Origin of the sequence: Xanthomonas sp. NCPPB 3761 (assembly GCF_041475705.2) — a bacterium.
GTDB lineage: Bacteria > Pseudomonadota > Gammaproteobacteria > Xanthomonadales > Xanthomonadaceae > Xanthomonas > Xanthomonas phaseoli.
This window is the reverse complement of record NZ_CM191262.1, coordinates 4,242,788-4,265,941: the sequence shown is the minus strand read 5'-3', so window position 1 is coordinate 4,265,941 and position 23,154 is coordinate 4,242,788. Positions and strand designations below refer to the sequence as shown.

21 protein-coding genes are annotated in these 23,154 nt (G+C 67.1%); 14 read left to right on the top strand and 7 right to left on the bottom strand.

The window, feature by feature from the left end:
* Positions 1–21: 21 nt before the first annotated feature.
* Positions 22–363, bottom strand: coding sequence for a thioredoxin TrxA (gene trxA, locus ACCQ00_RS18600; protein ID WP_005923050.1), 342 nt, complete (start codon positions 361–363; stop codon positions 22–24).
* 198 nt (positions 364–561) lie between these two features.
* Between trxA and rhlB the strand changes: the two genes are divergently transcribed.
* From rhlB to rpoH, 6 genes are all read left to right on the top strand, one after another.
* Complete coding sequence (gene rhlB, locus ACCQ00_RS18595) at positions 562–2,274, top strand: ATP-dependent RNA helicase RhlB (protein ID WP_033481332.1); 1,713 nt, start codon at positions 562–564, stop codon at positions 2,272–2,274.
* 75 nt (positions 2,275–2,349) lie between these two features.
* Positions 2,350–3,036 carry a cell division ATP-binding protein FtsE gene (gene ftsE, locus ACCQ00_RS18590; RefSeq protein WP_003484499.1) on the top strand — a complete coding sequence of 229 codons (687 nt, stop codon included), beginning with the start codon at positions 2,350–2,352 and terminating at the stop codon, positions 3,034–3,036.
* Complete coding sequence (ftsX, locus tag ACCQ00_RS18585) at positions 3,033–3,983, top strand: permease-like cell division protein FtsX (RefSeq protein WP_007966623.1); 951 nt, start codon at positions 3,033–3,035, stop codon at positions 3,981–3,983. Before ftsE ends, ftsX begins: the two co-directional genes overlap by 4 nt.
* An 8-nt stretch (positions 3,984–3,991) precedes the next feature.
* Positions 3,992–4,834 (top strand): response regulator, encoded by an 843-nt coding sequence (locus ACCQ00_RS18580; protein WP_372354004.1) that lies wholly within the window; start codon positions 3,992–3,994, stop codon positions 4,832–4,834.
* Positions 4,831–5,556: a uracil-DNA glycosylase gene (ung, locus tag ACCQ00_RS18575; RefSeq protein ID WP_039568719.1), complete on the top strand. Its 726-nt coding sequence runs from the start codon at positions 4,831–4,833 to the stop codon at positions 5,554–5,556. The genes ACCQ00_RS18580 and ung overlap by 4 nt, the downstream gene beginning before the upstream one ends.
* Before the next feature lie 199 nt (positions 5,557–5,755).
* On the top strand, positions 5,756–6,631 hold the full coding sequence (rpoH, locus tag ACCQ00_RS18570; protein ID WP_005911428.1) for an RNA polymerase sigma factor RpoH: 876 nt from the start codon (positions 5,756–5,758) through the stop codon (positions 6,629–6,631).
* A gap of 378 nt (positions 6,632–7,009) precedes the next feature.
* Here rpoH and ACCQ00_RS18565 read toward each other — a convergent pair whose 3' ends face one another.
* Positions 7,010–7,624 (bottom strand): trimeric intracellular cation channel family protein, encoded by a 615-nt coding sequence (locus ACCQ00_RS18565; RefSeq protein ID WP_039568715.1) that lies wholly within the window; start codon positions 7,622–7,624, stop codon positions 7,010–7,012.
* Positions 7,625–7,674: 50 nt separating this feature from the next.
* Positions 7,675–8,967 (bottom strand): NAD(P)/FAD-dependent oxidoreductase, encoded by a 1,293-nt coding sequence (locus ACCQ00_RS18560; RefSeq protein ID WP_017157036.1) that lies wholly within the window; start codon positions 8,965–8,967, stop codon positions 7,675–7,677.
* Between the two features lie 118 nt (positions 8,968–9,085).
* Between ACCQ00_RS18560 and ACCQ00_RS18555 the strand changes: the two genes are divergently transcribed.
* Genes ACCQ00_RS18555 through ACCQ00_RS18545 form a run of 3 tightly spaced genes read left to right on the top strand, consistent with a single transcriptional unit; the run spans position 9,086 to position 11,078 of the window.
* The gene (locus tag ACCQ00_RS18555; protein ID WP_039568712.1) at positions 9,086–9,616 is read left to right on the top strand and encodes a hypothetical protein; all 531 of its coding nucleotides are present in this window, start codon (positions 9,086–9,088) and stop codon (positions 9,614–9,616) included.
* Positions 9,613–10,419 (top strand): NYN domain-containing protein, encoded by an 807-nt coding sequence (locus ACCQ00_RS18550; protein ID WP_039583704.1) that lies wholly within the window; start codon positions 9,613–9,615, stop codon positions 10,417–10,419. The genes ACCQ00_RS18555 and ACCQ00_RS18550 overlap by 4 nt, the downstream gene beginning before the upstream one ends.
* Before the next feature lie 35 nt (positions 10,420–10,454).
* Positions 10,455–11,078, top strand: a complete 624-nt coding sequence (locus ACCQ00_RS18545) for a glutathione S-transferase family protein (RefSeq protein ID WP_017157038.1) — start codon at positions 10,455–10,457, stop codon at positions 11,076–11,078.
* A 272-nt stretch (positions 11,079–11,350) separates the two neighbouring features.
* Here ACCQ00_RS18545 and ACCQ00_RS18540 read toward each other — a convergent pair whose 3' ends face one another.
* Positions 11,351–13,573 carry a primosomal protein N' gene (locus tag ACCQ00_RS18540; RefSeq protein WP_039568708.1) on the bottom strand — a complete coding sequence of 741 codons (2,223 nt, stop codon included), beginning with the start codon at positions 13,571–13,573 and terminating at the stop codon, positions 11,351–11,353.
* 469 nt (positions 13,574–14,042) lie between these two features.
* On the opposite strand from ACCQ00_RS18540, the gene ACCQ00_RS18535 reads away from it, so the two are divergent.
* Together ACCQ00_RS18535 and ACCQ00_RS18530 are read left to right on the top strand one after the other, a co-directional pair.
* Positions 14,043–15,071, top strand: a complete 1,029-nt coding sequence (locus tag ACCQ00_RS18535; RefSeq protein ID WP_039568705.1) for a hypothetical protein — start codon at positions 14,043–14,045, stop codon at positions 15,069–15,071.
* Positions 15,055–15,657, top strand: a complete 603-nt coding sequence (locus tag ACCQ00_RS18530; protein ID WP_039583706.1) for a DUF3106 domain-containing protein — start codon at positions 15,055–15,057, stop codon at positions 15,655–15,657. The genes ACCQ00_RS18535 and ACCQ00_RS18530 overlap by 17 nt, the downstream gene beginning before the upstream one ends.
* A gap of 184 nt (positions 15,658–15,841) precedes the next feature.
* Here the strand turns inward: ACCQ00_RS18530 and ACCQ00_RS18525 are convergent, their stop codons facing one another.
* On the bottom strand, positions 15,842–17,092 hold the full coding sequence (locus ACCQ00_RS18525) for a DUF3667 domain-containing protein (RefSeq protein ID WP_039568700.1): 1,251 nt from the start codon (positions 17,090–17,092) through the stop codon (positions 15,842–15,844).
* Positions 17,093–17,277: 185 nt separating this feature from the next.
* On the opposite strand from ACCQ00_RS18525, the gene ACCQ00_RS18520 reads away from it, so the two are divergent.
* Positions 17,278–18,654, top strand: a complete 1,377-nt coding sequence (locus ACCQ00_RS18520) for an MATE family efflux transporter (protein WP_039568696.1) — start codon at positions 17,278–17,280, stop codon at positions 18,652–18,654.
* 84 nt (positions 18,655–18,738) lie between these two features.
* The gene (gene sppA, locus ACCQ00_RS18515; RefSeq protein WP_039568693.1) at positions 18,739–20,640 is read left to right on the top strand and encodes a signal peptide peptidase SppA; all 1,902 of its coding nucleotides are present in this window, start codon (positions 18,739–18,741) and stop codon (positions 20,638–20,640) included.
* Between the two features lie 311 nt (positions 20,641–20,951).
* Here sppA and ACCQ00_RS18510 read toward each other — a convergent pair whose 3' ends face one another.
* The gene (locus tag ACCQ00_RS18510) at positions 20,952–21,167 is read right to left on the bottom strand and encodes a hypothetical protein (RefSeq protein ID WP_039568690.1); all 216 of its coding nucleotides are present in this window, start codon (positions 21,165–21,167) and stop codon (positions 20,952–20,954) included.
* 372 nt (positions 21,168–21,539) lie between these two features.
* Between ACCQ00_RS18510 and ACCQ00_RS18505 the strand changes: the two genes are divergently transcribed.
* Positions 21,540–22,316 (top strand): SDR family oxidoreductase, encoded by a 777-nt coding sequence (locus ACCQ00_RS18505; RefSeq protein WP_039568687.1) that lies wholly within the window; start codon positions 21,540–21,542, stop codon positions 22,314–22,316.
* A gap of 170 nt (positions 22,317–22,486) precedes the next feature.
* Here the strand turns inward: ACCQ00_RS18505 and ACCQ00_RS18500 are convergent, their stop codons facing one another.
* A complete protein-coding gene (locus tag ACCQ00_RS18500) occupies positions 22,487–23,137 on the bottom strand; it encodes a DUF4124 domain-containing protein (RefSeq protein ID WP_099770646.1) in 651 nt (216 codons plus the stop codon).
* Between the last annotated feature and the right edge of the window lie 17 nt (positions 23,138–23,154).

Here is a 23,154-nt window from a genome sequence, read left to right as displayed (position 1 = left end):
CATTGCTGGACGCCCGCTTGCTCAGGCGGCCGCGCCACCCAGGGTCTTGTCGATCATCTGGGTCAGCTGGCCCTTGCCGACGGCACCGATCTGGGTCGCCTGCACCTGCCCGTCCTTGAACAGCAACAGCATCGGGATCGAGCGCACGTGGTACTTGATGGCCAGCGCACGGTTCTGGTCCACATTGACCTTGGCAACCTTGAGGCGGCCCTGATAGGTGTCGGCCAGATCGTCCAGCACCGGGGCGATCATCTTGCACGGGCCGCACCACTCGGCCCAGAAATCCACCAGAACCGGTTCGCCCGATTGCAGTACAGCTGTGTCGAAGTCGGCATCGCCGACATGTTGAACCTTATCGCTCACCTTGGGTCTCCTGGAAACCAAAACGGCCCACCCGAACGGGCAGGCCGCTACATTGCGCTAAACTGGGGCATTGCGCGACTGAATCAAGTGTCAGTCCTGAAGCCGCGCTGTCCGCCACAACAGTCGCAGTTTGCGACGCTGTCGGCATCGATGCAAGCCGCGCCCGGGCTGCCCAGGGCGCCTCACGAAGACGGAATAATGAGCGACAAGCCGCTGACCGATGTGACCTTTTCCTCGTTCGACCTGCATCCGGCCTTGATCGCCGGGCTGGAGAGCGCCGGGTTTACCCGCTGTACCCCGATCCAGGCGCTGACCTTGCCGGTCGCGCTGCCGGGCGGCGATGTCGCCGGCCAGGCCCAGACCGGTACCGGCAAGACCTTGGCGTTTCTGGTCGCGGTGATGAATCGGCTGCTGATCCGCCCGGCCCTGGCCGACCGCAAGCCGGAAGACCCGCGCGCGCTGATCCTAGCGCCGACCCGCGAGCTGGCGATCCAGATTCACAAGGACGCAGTGAAGTTCGGCGCCGACCTTGGCCTGCGCTTTGCGCTGGTCTATGGCGGGGTGGATTACGACAAGCAGCGCGAGCTGTTGCAGCAGGGCGTGGACGTGATCATCGCCACCCCGGGCCGTCTGATCGACTACGTCAAACAGCACAAGGTGGTCTCGCTGCACGCCTGCGAGATCTGCGTGCTGGACGAAGCCGACCGCATGTTCGACCTGGGCTTCATCAAGGACATCCGCTTCCTGCTGCGGCGCATGCCCGAGCGCGGTACCCGGCAGACGTTGTTGTTCTCGGCCACGCTCAGCCACCGCGTGCTGGAGCTGGCCTACGAGCACATGAACGAGCCGGAGAAGCTCGTCGTCGAAACCGAAAGCATCACCGCCGCGCGGGTGCGCCAGCGCATCTATTTTCCGTCCGACGAAGAGAAGCAGACGCTACTGTTGGGCTTGCTGTCGCGCAGCGAAGGCGCGCGCACCATGGTGTTCGTCAACACCAAGGCCTTCGTGGAGCGCGTGGCGCGCACCCTGGAGCGGCATGGCTACCGGGTCGGCGTGCTGTCGGGCGATGTGCCGCAGAAGAAGCGCGAGTCGCTGCTCAACCGCTTCCAGAAAGGCCAGCTCGAAATCCTGGTCGCCACCGACGTGGCCGCGCGCGGTCTGCATATCGACGGCGTCAAATACGTCTACAACTACGACCTGCCATTCGACGCCGAAGACTACGTCCATCGCATCGGCCGCACCGCGCGTCTGGGCGAGGAGGGCGATGCGATCAGCTTCGCCTGCGAACGCTATGCGATGAGCCTGCCGGACATCGAGGCCTACATCGAGCAGAAGATTCCGGTCGAGTCGGTGACGTCCGAACTGCTGACGCCGCTGCCGCGCGCGCCACGCGTGCCGGTGGTAGGCGAAGAGGCCGACGAGGACGCTGGCGACAGCGTGGGCACGATCTTCCGCGAGGCGCGCGAGCAGCGTGCCGCCGAAGAACAGCGTCGCGGTGGTGGGCGCGGTGGCCCGGGCGGGTCGCGCAGCGGCAGTGGCGGTGGTCGCCGCGATGGCGCCGGTGCCGATGGCAAGCCGCGTCCGCGTCGCAAGCCACGGGTGGAAGGCCAAGCGCCTGCAGCTGCGGCGTCGACCGAACATCCGGTGGCTGCAGCAGCGGCACAGGCGCCTTCCGCGGGCGTGGCCGATGCCGAGCGCGCACCACGCAAGCGTCGGCGTCGTCGTAACGGTCGTCCGGTCGAGGGTGCCGAGCCGGCAGTGGCATCCACGCCGGTTCCCGCACCTGCCGCACCGCGCAAGCCCACCCAGGTGGTTGCCAAGCCGGTGCGTGCCGCCGCCAAGCCGTCGGGCAGCCCGTCGCTGCTCAGCCGGATCGGCCGCCGACTGCGTTCGCTGGTCTCCGGCAACTGACCGTTTGCGGCACTGATCGCATCGCCGCGCATCGGCGATGCGACGCAAGCACTGGCGCTCCGGCATAATCGCTGAATGACCGTTCTGCGTTTCGACAACGTCAGCAAGCACTACGCCGGTGGCCACCAGGCGCTGACCGATGTCAGCTTCGAAGTGGCCGATGGCGAGATGCTGTTCGTGACCGGCCACTCCGGCGCCGGCAAAAGTACCTTGCTCAAACTGATCCACCTCAGCGAACGCCCGAGTCAGGGCGCGGTGCTGCTGGGCGAACGTAACCTGCTCAAGGTGCGTGGCCGGCAGATTCCGCTGCATCGGCGTCAGGTGGGCGCGGTCTATCAGGACCACCGTCTGCTCAACGACCGCAGCATCGCCGAGAACGTGGCCTTGCCGCTGATCTTGCGCGGCACCCGGCGTGCCGAGATCGGCAAACGCGTGCGCTCGGCATTGGAGCGCATCGGTCTGGCCCATCGCGAGAAAGCCCTGCCGTCGCAATTGTCTGCCGGCGAGCAGCAACGCGTTGGCATCGCGCGCGCCATCGTCGGCGAACCGCGGCTGCTGGTGGCCGATGAGCCCACCGGCAATCTCGACCCCGCCCTGGCCGCGGAAATCATGCAGTTGTTCGCCGAACTCCCGGCCCGTGGCACCAGCGTGCTGGTGGTCAGCCACGACCTGGCGCTGCTCAAGCAGATGCGCAAGCGCGTGCTGATCCTGGATCACGGCCGCCTGGTCGACGACATCTCGCCGCAGGACCTGGCCGAATGAGCAAGCCCGCCAATACCGAAACTGTCGCGCCGTCGCGGTTCGGCGTGTGGATCGACCATCACCTACACAGCATCGCCTTCAGCCTGGGCCGTGCGATGCGCAAGCCGTGGGCCACCTTGTTGACCATCGTGGTGATGGCCCTGGCGCTGGCCCTGCCGTTGGGGCTGTCGATCGCGCTGGACAACGTCAAGCTGCTGGCCGGCAGCGTGCAGCAGTCGCGCGAGATCAATCTGTTCCTGAAGGTCGACGTGGCTGCCGATGCGGCGCAGGCGCTGGCCGGCGAGCTGCGTGCACGCCCGGATGTGGCCAAGGTCACGCTGCGCACGCCCGAACAGGGTTTGGCCGAACTGCGCGAGAGCGCCAAGCTCGATGAAGCGGCCGATGCGCTGGGCGACAATCCGCTGCCCACCTTGTTGATCGTCACTCCCGCCGACGCGACCGACGACGCGCAGCTGGCCGGTGCGCTACAGGCGCTGCCGCAAACCGATCAGGTGCAGCACGACGCGCTGTGGCGCAAGCGCCTGGATGGCTGGTTGCACTTCGGCGAGCGCCTGGTCCAGGTGTTGTCTGCCCTGCTCGGGATCGGTGCGGTGCTGGTGGTCGGCAACACCGTGCGGCTGGACATCCAGTCGCGGCGCGAAGAAATCGGCGTGCTGCAGTTGCTCGGCGCCAGCGATGGCTTCATCCGTCGCCCGTTCTTGTATCTGGGCGCGTGGTACGGGCTTGGCGCCGGTGCTGTCGCGCTCGCTCTGATCGCCGCCTCCGGCCTGGCATTGCGTGCGCCGTTGGCGACATTGGCCGACAGTTACGGCAGTTCTTTTACCCTGCACGGGCTGGATCTGTTGCATTCTGCGCTGGTGCTGGTCGGCACCTTAGTCCTGGGTTGGTTGGGTGCCTGGCTGGTGACCGGCCATTTCCTTCGCCAGACCCGACCTACCGAGACCTGAGGCCTGCCATGCATCCACCAGATCTCAAACACCTGATCAGCGACGCACCGCGCGTGATGGTGGTCGATGGCTCCAAGTTGGTGCGCAAGCTGATTGCCGACGTGCTCAAGCGTGACCTGCCCAACGTGCAGGTGATCGGCTGTTCCAACATTGCCGAAGCGCGGCAGGCGCTGGAAGCCGGCGCGGTGGATCTTGTCACCACCTCGCTGTCGCTGCCCGATGGCGACGGCCTGACCCTGGCGCGCAGCGTGCGCGAAACCGCCGGGCAGGCCTATGTACCGGTGATCGTGGTCTCCGGCGATGCGCAGCAGCATCTGGTGGAGCGCCGTTTCACCGAGTACGTCACCGATTATTTCGACAAGGCGCTGGGCCATGAAGCCCTGGCGACGTTCATCCGCGGCTACGTGCAGCCCGAGCCGGTGGTGGGCGCGACCGTGCTCTACATCGAAGACAGCCGCGTGGTGGCCGAGGCGACCAAGCGCATGCTTGAACGCCAGAGCCTGAAGGTGGTGCACGTGCTCACCGCCGAAGATGCCTTTGCGCTGCTCACCGCCGAATCGCTGGGCCGCACCGAGCGCCGCATCGACGTGGTGCTGGCCGACGTGACCCTGAAGGGCGAACTCAACGGCCGCGACGTGGTCGAGCGTATCCGCATCGACTTCGGCTACGGCAAGCGCCGCCTGCCGGTGCTGGTGATGACCGGCGACACCAACCCGCGCAATCAATCCGAATTGCTGCGCGCCGGTGCCAACGATCTGGTGCAAAAACCGATCGAAGAGCGCCTGCTGGTGACCAAGGTGCTGTTCCAGCTGCGCCTGGCACGCCTGGAGGATCAGGCTGTCACGCTATGACGGAAGGAGGAGGACGCATTCAGCTGGAACCGTCGTGGAAGGCAAAGGTGGGCGACTGGCTGCTGCGCCCGCAGATGCAGGAGCTGTCGGCGTTCCTGCGCCAGCGCAAGGCGGCCGGGGCGCGGGTGTTTCCACCCGGCCCGCAGATCTTTGCCGCCTTCGACGCCACCCCGTTCGAGCAGGTCAAGGTAGTGATCCTCGGCCAGGACCCGTATCACGGCGAAGGTCAGGCGCATGGGCTGTGCTTTTCGGTACTGCCCGGCGTGCCGGTGCCGCCGTCGCTGCTCAACATCTATAAGGAGATCCAGGACGATCTGGGTCTGGCGCGGCCGGATCACGGCTACCTGATGCCCTGGGCGCGCCAGGGCGTGCTGCTGCTCAATGCCGTGCTGACGGTGGAGCAGGGCCGCGCCGGTGCGCATCAGAACAAGGGCTGGGAAGGCTTCACCGATCATGTGGTGGAAACCCTCAATCGCGAGCGCGAAGGCTTGGTGTTCCTGCTGTGGGGCAGCTACGCCCAGTCCAAGGGCAAGGTCATCGATCAGGCGCGCCACCGGGTCTTGAAGGCGCCGCATCCTTCGCCGCTGTCGGCACACCGCGGCTTTCTGGGCTGCCAGCATTTTTCCAAGACCAACGACCATCTGCGGCGGCGAGGTCTGAGCCCGATCGACTGGTCGCTGCCGCCGCGTAGCGCGCTGGACACGACCTCCACCGGCGCCTGAACGACGCTGGCGGCATCCCGTCGCGCAACCAAGTTGTCACGGTTTGCACAGGGGCTTGGTGATACCGTTAGGCCTCGAATTTGGGGTGCCGGGCTGTAGAACACCAGTGCCACCAAAAGCCCGAACGTTCTGTAAATGGAATGCTGGGAACTCTTTCTGTACCCGGCAGTCCAATAGTTCGACTGCTAAGATGGTGCCTATGAACCAGACTACCTCGACTGCCCTTGTGGCAAACAATCTCCCGATTCCCAGTGCGCTCGGTTCGCTGGACGCCTACATCGGTGCCGTGCACCAGATCCCGGTGCTGTCGGTCGATGAGGAGCAGGATCTGGCCCGTCGCTTCCGCGACGAGCTGGACCTGGACGCCGCGCGCGAGCTGGTCCATTCCCACCTGCGCTTCGTGGTGCATGTGGCCCGCGGCTACAACGGCTATGGCCTGCCGCTGGGCGACCTGATCCAGGAAGGCAATATCGGCCTGATGAAGGCGGTCAAGCGCTTCGACCCGGACATGGGCGTGCGCCTGGTCAGCTTCGCGGTGCACTGGATCCGTGCCGAAATGCACGAGTTCATCCTGAAGAACTGGCGCATCGTCAAGGTCGCCACGACCAAGGCGCAGCGCAAGCTGTTCTTCAACCTGCGCAAGTCCAAGACCCGCCTGGGCTGGCTCAATGCGTCGGAAGTGACGGCGGTTGCCAAGGACCTGAACGTCTCCGAACGTGAAGTGATGGAGATGGAGTCGCGTCTGTCCGGCCGCGATATCGGGTTCGACGCGTCGTCGGACGAAGACGACGACCACGGCCCGCCGTCGCCGGTGAGCTACCTGGTCGCCAACGAGGAAGACCCCTCGCAGGCGTACGAGCGTCACGACAGCGAAGACAATCAGCTGCAGCTGCTGCGCGAAGGCATGGCGGGCCTGGACGCGCGTTCGCGCGACATCGTCAAGCGCCGTTGGCTGGATTCCGATTCCAAGGTGACGTTGCAGGAACTGGCAGACGAATACGGCGTGTCGGCCGAGCGCATCCGCCAGATCGAAGCGAATGCGCTGAAGAAGATGAAGGCGCTGTTCGTCGCCTGATCCTGTCGGGCTCGCGCGAGGTGTTGCACAGACGGCCCGGTTTTCCGGGCCGTTTGCTTGTGTGGTGTTGGCGATGTCTTGATTGCCCAGGCGCGTGGTCGGTACCCGATTGTGTCGCGCCTGTGGGCCTGCGTGCCTGGCCGGACGCGGCGATTGCATCGCGGTGCGCTGATCCAGGTCGCCAGCGAGCTGTGATGGCAGCGCGTGCGTTGCGTAACAGGAACCTGTCGCTTTTCGTTGCGTTGGCCATGCACGATAAGCAGCCTCGGATCCGGCATGCGCGGCGTGCTCGCACTGGCAGCCATGCTCTTTGGCAAATGCAGGACTGGTTCGTGCCTGCCTGGCGGTGCTTGATTGTCGCGTGTGGCGACCGCTTGGCTATTCCGGCAGGCGCGCCACAGGAAGATGCCAGCCGTAGCGGATGGCCATGAAGCGCAGGCCGAAACACACGCCGGCGCCGGTCGCCAACGACCAGGCCTGCGGCACATGCAAGACGTGCCCGATCGCGACCAGCCCGCCACCGGCAAGCGCTGCGACCGCATACAGTTCGGCCTGCAGCACCACCGGCGTGCGCGCCACCAGCAGATCGCGCGCGATGCCCCCGCCGATGCCGCTGAGCATGCCCAGCAACGTCGCGCTCAGTGGGCTGAGGTGATAGTCCAGCGCCTTGCTGGTGCCGTAGACCGCAAACAGCGCCAGCCCGGCCGCATCGAAGAGTTGCACCGGATTGCGCAGGCGCTCCACCGCTGCATGCCAATAGAACCCGGCCAGGTCGGCCAGGCAGGCCACCAGCAGATACTGCGGCTGCACCAGCGCGGCCGGTGGGGTGGCGCCAATCAGCACATCGCGCACGATGCCGCCGGACACCGCTGCCGCGCAGGAAAGCACCAGCACGCCGAACAGGTCCAGTCGGTTGCGCACCGCCACGGTCGCGCCGCTCAGGGCGAACACGAAGGTGCCCAGCAGATCCAGTAGGAACAGGACAGTTGCCACGATCGGGTCGTCGAATCAGGCCGCACAGCATCGCACGGCCTGCGCCGCTGTCAGCCGTCCTTGCTGCTGGGTGGAGGGTCGTCGGTGGCGCCGCCGAAGATGATGCGTGCGGCGCGCTGGTAGCTCCAGTACGCCATCGCCCAGTTCACCAGCACCACGAAGCGGTTGCGGAAGCCGATCAAAAAGTACACGTGCGCAGCCAGCCAGAACCACCAGGCGACGATGCCGGACAGCTTGAGCTTGCCCACATGCACGATGGCGGCCATGCGGCCGATCGTGGCCAGGTTGCCGTAGTCCTGGTAGCGGAACGCCGGCGCGGTCTGGCCGCGCTGCCGCGCCCGGATCGCCTTGGCGATGTGCTTGCCCATCTGCTTGGCGGCCGGTGCCACGCCCGGCACCGGGCGGCCGTCCTGCTGCACCGCCGCCAGATCGCCGCCGACGAAGATTTCCGGGTGGCCCGGTACGCTGAGGTCGGCCTCGACCAGCACGCGGCCGGCGCGATCCAGCGGTACGCCCAGCGTACGCGCCAGCGGCGAGGCGGCCACGCCAGCGGCCCACACCACCGTGCGTGCCGGCACGAAGGTGTCGCCGAGCTGGTAGCCCAATGCATCGATCTGCGTGACCGGAGTTCCGGTGTGCACCTCCACGCCCAGACGTTCCAACTGCTTGCGCGCCTTGGCGGTGAGATCTTCCGGAAACGAGGGCAGTACGCGCGGACCGGCTTCGACCAGCCGCACGCGCGCCTGCCGTGGGTCGATATGGCGGAACTCGTTCTTGAGCGTGTGGCGGGCGATTTCAGCCAGGGTGCCGGCCAGTTCGACGCCGGTGGGTCCGCCGCCGACCACGGCAAAGCTCAGCCAGGCAGCGCGTGCGGCAGGGTCGGATTCGGCTTCTGCGCGTTCGAAGGCCAGCAGCAGCTTGCGCCGCAGCACCAGCGCGTCGTACAGCGTTTTCAGGCCAGGGGCGTGTTCGGCCCATTGGTCGTTACCGAAATAGGCATGGGTGGCGCCGGTGGCCAGCAACAGCATGTCGTAGCCGAGCGTGCTGCCATCGGCCAATACCACCTCGCGGCGGCCTGGCGCGATATCGGTGACATCGCCGAGCAGGACTTCGACATTGCGTTGCTCGCGCAGGATGTGCCGGAGCGGCGCGGCGATGTCCGGTGCCGACAGGCCGGCGGTGGCCACCTGGTACAACAGAGGCTGGAACAGGTGGTGATTCTGACGGTCGACCAGGGTGATACGGATGCCGGGGTCGTTGAGCGCGCGGGTCGCCCATAAGCCGGCGAATCCGCCGCCGACCACAACCAAATGCAGCGGAGCTTGGGAGGGGGGAGAGGTCATCGTAAGGTCCGATGGAGTGCGACGCGGGCCTATCAGGATGCCGCATCGGCAATGAACATGCCGCGTGAGCGCGGCCCGCCTGCGGCATCATGTCGCATCTCCCGCTTCCGGCCACCCCATGTCGTCGCTCCCGCCGCCACTGCCGCCGTTGTCGTCCGTGCCGTCCGCTGCACCGCCACCGCCCGCTGTCGTCAAGAAGCCACTCAGCAGTGTGGCGATCGGGCTGATTGGCGTGGCGACGTGTGTGGTGCTGTTGGGGATGCTGGCGCTCGGTGCGCTCGTCTGGCTGATGTCGATCGGTTGGTCGTTGTTCGCCGATCAGGCGCGCAGTGCGCTGCAGGCCGATGCCGTGGTGCAGGAACACATTGGGCACATCCGCGACATGCGGGTGGATCTGTATCGCACCAGTCTGGCACCGGGGAGCGATGAGTTCGTGTTCGATGTGCAAGGCGATCGCGGCAGCGGGCGCGTGCACGCCACCTGGGTCAGCGACGGTGCCGAACGCGAGATCCTGAGTGCGGGCGTGCTCACGCTGCGTGATGGTACCGAGTACACATTGCCGGCCGAGACCGATGCGGAGGAGAGTGAGATGGACACCGACGCCGACGCCGACTTCAAGACCGAATCTGCCCAAACCCTGGAGCGATGAGCATGATCGACAATCCCGACAAACGCATCGCGCTGCTGATCGATGCGGACAATGCGCCGGCCGGCAAGATCGACGTGGTGCTGGCCGAAGTGGCGCGCTACGGCGTGGCCAACGTGCGCCGCGCCTACGGCAACTGGAAGAGCCCGCACCTGAAAGGCTGGGAGGCGGCATTGCACGACTACGCGATCCGCCCGATCCAGCAATTTGCCTACAGTTCCGGCAAGAACGCCTCGGACATGGAGATGGTGATCGATGCGATGGACCTGTTGTACGCACGCAATCTGGATGGATTTGCGATCGTCTCCAGCGATGCCGATTTCACGCCGCTGGTGATGCGCCTGCTGACCGACGGCATGAAGGTCTATGGCTTCGGCGAGAAGAAGACGCCGGCGCCGTTCGTCAATGCGTGCTCCAAGTTCACCTATGTCGAGGCGCTCGGGCAACAGGCGGCAGCCGCCAGCGAAACGGCTGCCGGTCGCAAGGACGCCACCGCATTACGTAGCGATACGCGTCTGGTCCAAATGCTGCGCAATGCGATCGTCAGCGCCTGCGAAGACGATGGCTGGGCGCTGCTGAGTGCAGTCGGCAAGCAGGTGGCCAACCAGGCCTCGTTCGATCCACGCAACTATGGCTATCGCAAACTCAGCGATCTGGTACGCGCGATCGGCTTGTTCGAGATCAAGCAGGACGAACAGGCGTTGTGGGTGCGCGACGCGCCCAAGGGGGGCCGCGCCAAACCGGCGCAGCCTGCCGCTGCCAAGCGCCCGGCACGCACGCCGGCCAAACCTGCAGCAGGGGGCTGAGCATGCCGCAGAACGCAAGCCTGCCCGCCGCAGCGATGCCCGCCATCACGATCTGGGGGCGGCGCAATTCCAGCAATGTGCGCAAGGTGTTGTGGTGCGCCGAAGAAGCCGGAGTGGCCTACAGCTCGATCGAGGTGGGCGGCGCGTTCGGCGGCAACGACACGCCGGCCTATCGCGCAATGAATCCGAACGGCGTGGTGCCGACCTTGCAGGATGGCGCGCTGGTGCTGTGGGAATCCAATGCGATCGTGCGCTATCTGGCCGCGCAATACGCGCCGGCGTTGTATCCGCATGCGCCGGCCGAACGCGCGCTGGGCGACCGCTGGATGGATTGGACCACCTCCACTTTCGCCGGCGTGTTTCGCGACCTGTTCTGGGGCATTGTGCGCACGCCGCAGGCCGAGCGCGATCACGCACGCATTGCGGCGGCGTTGACCCGGTCGGGCGAGTTGCTCGCACGTGCCGATGCGGCATTGGCGCAGCAGCCGTACCTGTCCGGCGAGCAGTTCGCGATGGGCGATATACCACTGGGCAGCTTCATCTACGCGTGGTTCGAAATGCCGATCGAGCGCCCCGAATTGCCGCATCTGCAGGCCTGGTATGCGCGCCTGCGTGCGCGGCCGGCGTACCGGCGCGCGGTGATGACTGCGCTGACCTGAGTGCCGCGCCGTCGCTGAGTCAATGCGATTCACCACAGGCACCGCACGCGCTGCCGACCCGGCACATTGCTGCAAGCCACTGGGCCTTGTACATCACCCAGACAGGTAGCCTGCGGTGTTGTTGGAGCGCGCCCGGGTGCGAGGGCATTCCCGTCGTGCCACATCGCGCCCGGGTGCGCCGCTACCAAAGATCACGCACGTGTGCTTCATGACCTGGGCACAGCGCGCAAAACCTGGGTCTGGCTTGTGCTCCATGGTCGAGACGCCTTGCGCTAATACAGGTCGATCGGGTCCACATCCAGCGACCAGCGCACACGGCGGGCTTGCGGTAGCGCATAGATGGCCGGCAGTTGGGTGTCGAGCAGGCGATGCAATGCCGCGCGTTGTTGCGCCGACAACAGCAGCTGCGTGCGCTGGAAGCCGGCGCGGCGCGGCATCGGTGCCGGCATCGGGCCGTAGCATTCCACCGCGGCAAACGCCGGCGATTGCGTGCCGGGCTCGGCGCTGGTCAAACTGCGCACCGCCAGCAGGAATTGGTTGGCTGCGGCCACATCCTTGGCTTCGGCACGGAACAAGGCCAGGTGCGCGAAGGGAGGGAATCCGGCCGCTTCGCGCTGCTGCAGTTCGGCATCGGCAAAGGCGTGGTAGCCGCCATTGACCAGGGTCTGCAGCAAGGGGTGTTCGGGGTGATGGGTCTGCAACCAGACTTCGCCCGGCCGGTCGGCGCGCCCGGCGCGTCCGGCCACCTGGATCAACTGCTGGGCCAGTTTCTCCGCGGCGCGGAAGTCGGCCGAAAACAGGCCTTCGTCGATGCCGACCACCACCACCATGGTCAGCCGCGGCAGGTCGTGGCCCTTGGCCAGGATCTGCGTGCCCACCAGGATGCCGGCCTCGGTGCCGAGCCGGGCGAGCTGGGTTTCCAGTGCGTCGCGGCGCTGGGTGGTGCTGCGGTCGATGCGTACCACCGGGAAATCCGGAAACGCCTCGGTCAGGCGCTCTTCCAGCCGCTCGGTGCCGATGCCCTGCGGCTGCAGCGCTAGGCTGGCGCAGGCCGGGCAGGCCAGCGGTGCGGGTTGGCGCGCGCCGCAGTGGTGGCACTGCAGGCGGCGGCCGCCGGCATGCACGGTCATCGGCGTCTGGTGCAGCGGCGTGCTGCAGCGCTGGCAGGCGGCGGTCCAGCCGCAGTCGTGGCACAGCAGCACCGGTGCATAGCCGCGGCGGTTCTTGAACACCAGGACCTGTTCGCCACGCGCCAGGGTGGCGCCGATACCGGCCAGCACCTCGGGCGACAGGCCGTCCTTGAGCGGGCGCTTGCGCACGTCGAGCACCCGCACGCGCGGCGGACGCGCGTCGCCGGCGCGCCGCGACAGACGCAGATGCTGGTAGCGGCCGGAATAGGCGTTGTGCAGGCTTTCCAGCGAGGGCGTGGCGCTGCCCAGGATCACCGGCACATCCAGCGCCTTGCCGCGTACCAGGGCGAAATCGCGCGCGTGATAGCGGATGCCGTCCTGCTGCTTGTAGCTGCCGTCGTGCTCTTCGTCGATCACGATCAGGCCGGCGTTGGGCAGCGGGGTGAACACCGCCGAGCGGGTGCCGACGATCAGCTTGGCCTCGCCGCGCCAGGCCGCCGCCCATACCCGGGCGCGTTCGCCATCGGACAGGCCCGAGTGCAGCGCGTGCACCGGCACGCCCAGACGGCTACGGAAGCGGCCCAGGGTCTGCGGGGTCAGGCCGATCTCCGGCACCAGCACCAACGCCTGCTTGCCGGCAGCCAGGCAATCGGCGATCGCTTGCAGGTAGACCTCGGTCTTGCCGCTGCCGGTGACGCCGTCGAGCAGGTAGGTGGCAAAGCCGCTGTGCGCGCGGACTGCGGCGGCGGCCGCCTGCTGTTCGTCGTTGAGCGGCGGGCCGCTGCCGGGGCGCGGCGGGATGGCGTCGGCCGGCACTGCCACGCGCTGGGCGTAGTTGCGTTTGGCCAGGCTGTGCGCGGCCTGCCGCCACTGCGGCAGCAGCGGGTCCAACTGCCCTTCGCCCACTGCGCCGGTCAGCAGCAAGGCCGCCAGCAGGGCGGGGCGGCTGCCCGCACGCAGGCTGGCGGCACCGCTGCGACCGGCTTCGGTCAGCTGCCAGGCCCAGGCGTGGGTGTCGGCCAGCGGTTCGCCGCGGCGCAGCGGGCCGGGCAGGGCGCTGGCCTGGGCCTCGCCGAGCGGGGCGTGGGTGTAGCGGGCCAGCCAGTGCAGCGAGCGCGCCAGTTCATCGACCAGCAGCGGGGCCTGGTCGCACCACGCCAGTGCCGGGCGCAAGCCGTCGGCCGCGGGCAGTTGCCTGATCTCCACCACGACCCCGACCAACTCGCGTGGCCCGAACGGCACCCGCACCCGGCAGCCGACCCGCGCCGGGTCGGTCAACGGCGCATCGGTCGGAGGCAGATAGTCGAACAACTGGGGCAGCGGCACCGGCAAGGCGACGCGCAGGGTGGCGACGGTCGAAGGCATCCGACCAGTCTACCCACCCTGTCCAGAGGCCGGCAGCCGCCTCCGAATCGGCCCGAATCCGCGTCGAGGCAGCGGCCGCGTTTCTGTGACGGAAGTGATAAATACGACGTAAACCTATGTGAGGGTTAAGGAAACGGGTTTATCCACACTGGCTGTGGATAAACCTGTGAATTAGTGTCGTGCTCCACGCTGTGATGATGGATTCACTAGCCTCTGCAACCTCTTGGACATTTTTTAGCCAACATGCATAAGTCGATAAATTTTAATCACTTATGCGTGAAACACGAATGCAACAAAGAAAAAACAACAGTTGACAGACGCCTGCGTATCGGCATGTCTGCCGCTGTGCACAACCCGCCGCGGCGGCCGGCACGGCCAGTGTGAAGGCGGAGCGGGGCCGGGCCGATCTGTCAAGCCATCGGCGGGGGGCAATCGCGTCGGTATCATGCCGGCCGATGCTGGAGTTCTCATGACCGTAGTCCCCGACGCCCCCGTGACCCCCGCTGCGCTAGCTGCCTTCTTGCGTGGTGTGGAACGCCGGGGTCTGGTGCTCGCACAATTGCAATGCGGCGACGTGGCCGCCGCCGAGCGCGCACTTGCAGCGGCCTTGCGCGCCTTCAGCAGCCAGGCGGCAGGTCGGCCGATGGCAGGCTGGCCGATGCGCTTCTGGAGCCTGCTGGCCACCGCGCCACCGTTGCGGCGCGAGCCGATGCCGGGCACGTGGCTGCCCCCATTCACCGCCTTGGGCCGGATGCAGACTGCCGACCGCCTGGCGCTGCTGCTGCGGATCGTGGCCGGGCTGGAAGAAGGCGTGGCCAGCGAGGTGCAAGGCGTCGACGCGGCGGACTACCGGCAAGCGCTGGCGCGTGCCTGCCCGCGCGATGCCGCCGGCAACCCGGATGCCCAGGCCTGGCGGGCCCTGGCCGAGGCGGCGCAAGTGGAACTACGCGACCTGAGCCCGGCCCAGTTGACCCGGCTGGGCCAGCTCCGCGATTCGGCCCTGGCCGGAATGCCGCTGCATACTGCCGCGCCGGCCCAGTCGGCACCGGCGCCGCGTCGTCCGGCCGCCGCCCGCGCTCGGCGGCAATGGCGGTGGCCGCGGCTGGAGCGCCGCCACGCCGGCATGGCGCTGGGCGTGCTGGCGGTGGCATTGCTGCTGGCAGTGCTGGGCTGGTGGTGGACCCACCGCCGGCCCGCGCTTCCTCCCGAGCCTGTCTCGCAGGCGCCTGCCGGCGTGCTGCACGTGACCGACGCGGCGCCGGTACTGGTGGAAGAACTCCCGGCGTCCGACCTGCCGGATGCCGTGGCCACGCCGGGCCTGGATCCGCGCGACCAGGCGATGTTGGCCGACCCGGATCTGGAGCTGGCCCGCGCGGCGGACTTCTATGCCTGGTATGCCGCCGGCCACCCGGTGCCGGTCGATGAATCCGGTGCGCATGCCACCGCGGCCGAGCAGCCTTCCGCCCCTCTGGAGACGGTCGATGATGAAACCAACTGAGTGGTGCGGCTTGCTGCTCTGCGCGTTTGCCGGCGTCGCCGGCGCGCAGCGCTTGCCGACGCCGCTGGAAGAATCCGCCGCTGCTCCCGCCGCGTCCACCTCCGCTGCCGCAGCGCCGAATACAGCGCCGAGCGCCGCGCAGCAACGCGCACGCTGGGCGGCGATGACGCCTGCGCAGCAAGCCGAGCTGCGTGCCCGCTACGCCGCCTGGAAGGGGCTGACGGCCACCGACCGCGTGGTGTTGCGCCAGGCACGCGAGCGGCTGCAAGCCTTGCCCGAAGATCAGCAACGCGCGTTGCGCACCCAGTTCGGCGCGATGGACCGCCTGCATCGCGACGGCTGGCGCCTGGGCTCGCAGGTGGGGGCGTTCTATGCCCAGTTGCAGCCGTTGATCGGCTACGTGCAGCCCAACCAGCGCGAGGCCATGCTGGCCGCGCTGCGCAGCCTGGACGCCGGCCAGCTGGAGCAACTGGCAGTGCTGGCACAGCGCACCCCGCCCCAGGAGCGCGACGGCTTGCGCGAGGCCTTCCTGGCCGAAGCGCCGGCCACCCGCAACGCCTGGTTGAAGCGCCAGCTGGCGCGTTGATCGCTCGCCACCGGTTCGTCGCCGTCGGCGCGCGCCATACTTCTTGGTGTTGCGCCGGTGACACCGGTTCAAGCGGCTGCTTCTTTCCATACTGCCGCTCCACACGCGCCGCACCCGGCTCCGGTATCGCTGCGTCGCGCTGCAATGCGGCTGTTCTCGCGCAAGCGTCTCTGCAATCGGCGCGTCAAAGGCGCGCCAGACTCGCCACCATCAACAGCGCCGCGGCCACGGTCACCAACACCAGGTACACCCCGCTCAGGCCGATGTACTTGAGCATGGTGACCAGCCAGGACTGCGCGTACACGCGCCGCTGCATCCATAGCAGATACACCGGCATCCACAGCGTCAGCCCGAACTGCACGACCCCGATACTCCAGGTGATCGGGCTGGCGATGTGCGCCAGCGCATCGCTGAGCAGCGACAACAGCAGCTGCGTCAGCAGGTTCAGGCACAGGAAGGCGTGGCTGTACAACGCCACCACCAGATGCTCCAGATACACCTGCCCGCTGCGCACGTAGAACACCCGCAACAGCAGTGCAAACAGCGGCACCAGCACCAGCAATGCAGACGGTACCGCTGCGAAGAACGCGTTGTAGAGCAGCTGCGGATCGCTGCGCAGCCGTGGCAGGTTGTCGCGGATATGGCGAAGCTGGGTATTGATCCAGCGGTTGGCGAACTGCGGTAGCGCCGCATAGTGCAGTGGGTTGCTCACCGGGTCCCACGGCTTGCCCATCACCGAAAAGAACGTGCTGTCGCTGTTTGCCTCTGCGGTGGGCACGGCGCTGGTCGGACGCGCGTCGGCTTGCAGCTGCGTCAGACGACGTTGCGCTTGCGCGTTGGCACGCGCGATGCCGGCGTCCATGCTGTCGCGTGCGATGCCGCTCGGCACGGCCGCGCGTGTCTGCGTCAGCGTCTCGACCAACTGCCTGCGTACCGCTTCCACCTGCGCCGGCGTGCGTGCATGTGCGAAATCCTTGGGAACCGTGGTCTGGCTGGTGCCGGGCGCAGCTGCGCTATCGCTGTCTGCGTCTGATGCATGCACCGCGATGCGCGCGATGAAGAACGTCAACAGGCTCAGGACCAGGAACAGTCGCATCGGCGCCACGTAACGCACGCGTTGGCCGCCCAGGAAACGCTGCACCACGCGTCCGGGCACCAGCAGATCGCGCAGGGTGCGGAAAATGCGCCCATCCAGATGCCAGAACGATTCGAAGACTTCTTCCACCGCATGGGCGACGCTGCGCACCGGGTTGTGCGCGCTTTGCCCGCAAGCGTGGCAATACGCCCCCTGCAAGGCAGTCGCGCAATTTTCGCAGGCCGTGGGATGGTGCGCGGTCGAATGCGGTGACATGAGCCAGTTCCGGTTGGCGAGTCGGGGAAGGCGCGTTGCCGTCCACCCGATCCCGAAAGAACGGCGTTTGGCGCACGCGTGCAACGGTGTCCCGCGCCGGCCCGGTTGTGCAGCAGCCTTCGCGTTTTGCCCGCGCGCAGTCGCGCAGCGGGCTCTACCCAGCTGCGCGGCAAGGCCGCAGTCGGAAAGTAGGCGTAAGATAGCCGGCCCGCGCGACCCGGTGCCAGCGCCTCCCGGCACGGCCGTAGTCCGCGCAGCGATCGGTTGTCATGTCTGTTTCTTCTGCACCCCCGTCCGCGACGCCAGGCTTCGCCTCGGAAGTGCGCACCACCGGCCTGCTTGCGTTGCCGCTGGTGCTCGGCCACGTTTCCACCGGCCTGATCGGTTTTGTCGACAACGTCATCGCCGGCCACCACGGCACCGCCACGCTGGCTGCGGTCACCATCGGCACCTCGCTGCTGTGGCTGCCGATGCTGGTGCCGATCGGCACCTTGATCTCGTTGACTGCCTCGGTCTCGCAATTGCTCGGCGCCGGCCGCGAGCGCGAGATCGGGCCGCTGTTCCGGCAGGCGCTGTGGCTGTCGCTGGGGTTGAGTGCGCTGATGTTCGTGTTCTTGAGCGTGGTGCCGCCGTTGCTGCCCACCTTCGGGATCGCAGCGGACATCGTGCCCGGCGCCACCGCGTTCCTGCATGCGGTGCGCTGGGGCGTGCCGGCGCTGACCTTCTACTTCTGCATGCGCTACCTCAGCGAGGGCATGCACTGGACGCTGCCCACCATGCTGCTGGGCTTTGGCGGTCTGCTGGTGCTGGCACCGGTGGGCTATGCGCTGACCTATGGCAAGTTCGGCTTCGCCGAGCACGGTGCCGAAGGGCTGGGCATGGCCTCGGCCATCACCATGTGGGTGCAGGCGAGCGTATTTGCGCTGTATCTGTGGCGCGCGCGGCGGTTTGCGCATCTGCAATTGTTCGCCCACCTGGAAGGACCGCGCTGGCGCGCCATCGGCGAGTTGCTACGCACCGGCTTGCCGATCGGCATCACCGTGCTGATGGAAGGCGGGTTGTTCATCGTCACGGCGTTGTTGATCGGCCGGCTGGGCTCCACCGAAGCGGCGGCGCACCAGATTGCGATCAACGTCGCGCAACTGTGTTTCATGATCCCGATGGGCGTGGCCGAGGCCACCACCGTGCGCGTGGGCCACGCAGTGGGCCGCGGCGACCCGCTGGCGATGCGGCGCGCGGCCTGGGCCGGCTATGCCATCGTGCTGGGCACGCAGGCGTTCTCGGCCAGCGCGCTGCTGCTGGGCCACGACGCCATCGTCGGCGTCTATACCGACGATGTGGCGGTGGCCGCGCTGGCGTCGGTGTTGCTGTTGTTTGCTGCCACGTTCCAGTTCCCCGACGGCATCCAGGTGCTCTCGGCCGGCGCGCTGCGCGGGCTCAAGGACACCCGCGTGCCGATGTTCTTGGCGATGTTTTCCTATTGGGGCGTGGGCATGCCGATCGGCGCCGGGCTCGGCCTGGGGCTGGGCTGGGGACCGAAGGGCATGTGGGTGGGCCTGATCCTGGGCCTGACGGTGGCGTCGATCCTGATGGGGCTGCGCTTCCGCCAGACTAGCCGGCGGCTGACCACTACCGTGACACCCTGACTTCCAGCGCATGCCGCGCGCGCTGCGCAGCCGGTATGCTGGGCACCATCGATCTGTATGCAGCGTCTTTCGACGGAGCTTTCCATGAATCACCCCGTGCGTCGCAATCCCATCGCCAGCTTCTTCGTCGGCCTGTGGGATGTGATGAATTTCACCCGGCGCCTGATTTTCAACCTGGTGTTCTTCGGTTTCCTGTTCTTGCTGCTGCTGGTGTTCGTGGTGGCGCTGGCGCGCGGCGATGGCACCAAGCCGCTGGCCGAGCGCACCACCCTGGTGATCAACCCGGAAGGCACGCTGGTCGAACAATTCAGCGCCGACCCGGTCAGCCGGTCGCTGGCCAAGGCGGTCGGCGACAAGAGCGCCGAAGAAGTGCAGCTGCGCGACCTGGTGCGCGTGATCGAGGCGGCCGGCAAGGACCGCAAGATCGAGCGCGTGCTGTTGAACCTGGACAAGCTGCAGCCGTCCGGCTTCGCGTCCCAGCGCGAAGTGGCCGCCGCCCTGCAGAAGTTGCGCGCCTCCGGCAAGCAGATCGTGGCCTTCAGCGAGAGCATGAGCCAGGGCCAGTACCTGCTCGCCGCACAGGCCAACGAGGTGTATCTGGACCCGATGGGCAGCGTGCTGCTGGAAGGCCTTGGCCGCTATCGCCAGTACTTCCGCGAAGGCCTGCAGGACAAGCTCGGCGTGGACGTGCATCTGTTCCGCGTCGGCGAGTACAAGTCTGCCGCCGAGCCGTACATCCTCGACGCGGCCTCGGCCGATGCCAAGGAAGCGGATCTGTTCTGGATGAACGACGTGTGGCGGCGCTATCTGTCCGACGTGGGCACTGCGCGCAAGCTGAGCCCGGCGCAGCTGGCTGCCGGTATCGATACGCTGCCCGAAGGCGTGGCCGCCGCCGGTGGCGACTTGGCCAAGTTCGCGCTGCAACAGAAGCTGGTGGACGGGCTCAAGACGCGCGAAGAAGTCGATGCACTGCTGGTCAAGCGCGGCGTCGCCGACAGCGATGCCGACAGCGGTTTCCGCAATATCGGCTTCAACGATTATCTGAGCCAGCTGCAGGCGCAGCGTTCGCCGATGGACAGCCGCCCGCAGGTGGCGGTGGTCGTGGCCGCGGGCGAGATCAGCGGTGGCGAACAGCCGGCCGGACGCATCGGTGGCGAGTCCACGGCGGCACTGCTGCGCCAGGCGCGCGACGACGATGAAGTGAAGGCGGTGGTGCTGCGCGTGGATTCGCCCGGTGGCGAAGTCTTCGCCTCCGAGCAGATCCGCCGCGAAGTGGTTGCGCTCAAGCAGGCCGGCAAGCCGGTGGTGGTGTCGATGGGCGACCTGGCCGCGTCCGGCGGTTACTGGATCAGCATGAACGCCGATCGCATCTACGCCGACCCGTCGACCATCAGCGGCTCCATCGGCATCTTCGGCATGGTGCCGAACCTGACCCGCGCGCTGGACAAGATCGGCGTGCACACCGACGGCGTGGCCACCACGCGGTTCGCCGGTGCGTTCGACATCACCCGTCCGCTGGATCCGGCCGCCGGCCAGGTCATCCAGGCAGTGATCAACAAGGGCTATGCCGATTTCACCGGCAAGGTGGCGCAGGCGCGTCACCAGTCGGTGGAGGCGATCGACAAGGTGGCGCGTGGCCGTGTGTGGAGTGGCGCGCAGGCCAAGGAGCGCGGGTTGGTGGATGCGTTCGGCGGCATGTCCGAAGCGGTGGCCGATGCGGCCGACCGCGCCAAGCTGAGCCGCGGCAAGTTCCGCGTGCGCTACGTGGAAAAGCCGGCCACGCCGTTCTCGCAGTTCATGAGCGGATTTGCCGGCAGCCGCATGGGTGCCTGGATGCTGGGCGACTCGGGCATGGCGCGCGCGCTGTTGGCCCGCTCCTTGCCGGAAGTGGATACGCAGCTGCGCTTCGTCGAAAGCGCCGTGCACGACAGCAAGGCAGGCGGCACGCCGGTCAAGTCGCTGGCCTACTGCTTCTGCGGGTTCTGAGACGTCGCGCTCAGTGCGCAATCGATGCATCGACAACGCCGGCCATGTGCCGGCGTTGTCGTATGTGCCGATGATGCGGTGGTTTGAGCGGCCGAACGAACGAGCGGACGGCAAGACTCATGGGGGGCGTCGAGCGCGCAACGATCAGTTGTTAAATGTTAGACGTTAGCCATTCGCCATCGCGCATGTGGTCGTGAACGCAGTGGCAGTCTTGGCAGACATTCACCGGTGGATGTTGGCGCACCCGTGTGCTGGTTGGCGACAAATGCACGCGCTCCAGGACGCCAGTTCACCCGGTTGCCGAGGTTTCGCTACTGCGTGGCTGCATCGATCGCCTTGCGCTGATCGTCGGCCGCCTGGTCGGTTGCGGCCTGCACCGCGTGCGCCTTGTCCAACGGTTGCTGGATGTGGTCGCGCAAAGCCGTGGCCTGCGGGTCGGGCTTCTGATCGGTGGGGGCGGGCTGCGGCCGCTGACAGGCGCCAAGCGACAACGCCAGACCAACTGCAAGCATGCAATGCATCTTCATCGTCGTGACCTCGCTTGGGGTGGCGTTATCCTAGAGCGTGTTATGTACGTTGAGGTGAGTGCGAAGCGTCCTGTGGCGCGTCGAGACAAGGCGTGCGCTGCAGCCCAGGCTGTCGCCTGGGCAAGGCGCGCAACGCGGTATCGGCGCGCCACAGGACGCTTCCCGGCGGGTTGGCCGCCAGCGGCACGGAGCGGGCGCCGCGCGGCTTGCCTTGGCGCCAGCCAAGCCGGCGCCACGCAACACCCGCTCCGCACCGCTGACGGCCAGCGCATCTCATCTCAACGTGCATAACACGCTCTAACGCCCGGGCCACGCATACGCGTCAACTGCGTTGCAGTGGCCGTTTCCTGTGCTTTGAAGAGGATCACCCACGTGACAACGCACCGTTGGCGGCTGGATGGACAGACTGCCCTCATCACTGGCGCCAGCGCCGGGATTGGTCTTGCCATCGCGCGCGAACTGCTTGGCTTCGGCGCCGACCTGCTGATGGTGGCGCGCGATGCCGATGCCCTGGCGCAGGCGCGCGATGAGCTTGCCGACGAGTTTCCCGAGCGCGAACTGCACGGGCTGGCCGCCGATGTGTCCGACGATGAAGAGCGCCGCGCCATTCTGGACTGGGTGGAAGACCATGCCGATGGCCTGCATCTGTTGATCAACAACGCCGGCGGCAACATCACCCGCGCCGCGATCGACTACACCGAGGACGAATGGCGCGGCATTTTCGAAACCAACGTGTTTTCTGCGTTCGAACTGTCGCGTTATGCGCATCCATTGCTGACGCAACATGCTGCTTCGGCAATCGTCAACGTCGGCAGCGTCTCGGGTATCACCCATTTGCGCAGCGGCGCGCCGTACGGCATGACCAAGGCGGCGCTGCATCAGATGACGCGTAATCTAGCCGCCGAATGGGCCGAGGATGGCATCCGCGTCAATGCGGTGGCGCCGTGGTACATCCGCACCCGCCGCACCTCCGGTCCGTTGTCCGATCCGGATTACTACGAGCAGGTCATCGAACGCACGCCGATGCGCCGCATTGGCGAACCGGAAGAAGTTGCCGCGGCGGTGGGTTTCTTGTGTCTGCCCGCTGCCAGTTACATCACCGGCGAATGCATCGCGGTAGACGGCGGCTTCTTGCGCTATGGGTTCTAGCGCAGGCAACCACTACCCGCCTGACTCCGATCGGATGCGCTTGGACGCAGAGCCGGCATGGTCATGCACCATGTTCATGCACCCGCCGGTGCTGCGGGTCTTCTTTCAGCTAAGTTGCGGTTGCCCGCCAACCGTACAGACCCATCGGCTCAATGACGCGACAGGCGTGCTCAGGGCGTGGCGGCCGGATTGCCGCAACGGCTCTCGTCCAGAACCCGGCGCATCTGTTCATAGCGTTGTTTGCGTTCGGCCGACTGCGCTTCATCGGAAAAGCGCCAGGTGGATTCGGCCTGCTCGGCGCGTTTGCGCCAGGCCTCGCACAGGCTCTGGTCCGGCACCGGCGCGCAGCGGTCGGTGACCACCTCGCAGGCGCTGCCGCCCCCGGTGGCCGGCCCGCCGGCCAGGTTGGTGGTCTGCATCGGCAGGCAGCGCGTGGCCGGTTCGCGGTCTTCGGTGAAGTAACGCCCGTTGTCGTGTGCGGTGCACTCGAACAGCGGTGGCGGTGGCAGGGTCGACGTCGAGGCGACCGTCGGTGCTGGCGGTGCGGCGGGCGTGGCTGGTGCAGCGGGCGCCGATGTGGCCGCCTGCGCAGCAGCCCGCGGTTGCGCCGCTGGCATCGCAGGTGCAGGCGACGGGTTGCTAGCGCCGCCTGGCGCGAATGGCACCGCCGCCGGTGCGGTCATCAGCTTCTTCTGTTGTTGCATGCCCTTCGGGCACGGCATGTTCTGCACCGTCAGTGCGCCGGCCGGATCGGTACAGCGGTAGATAGCCACTTCCTGCGCGCCGGCCAGCGAGCCGAGCGCCATCATGCTGAGCGCCATTGCGCCGGACAGCGTGC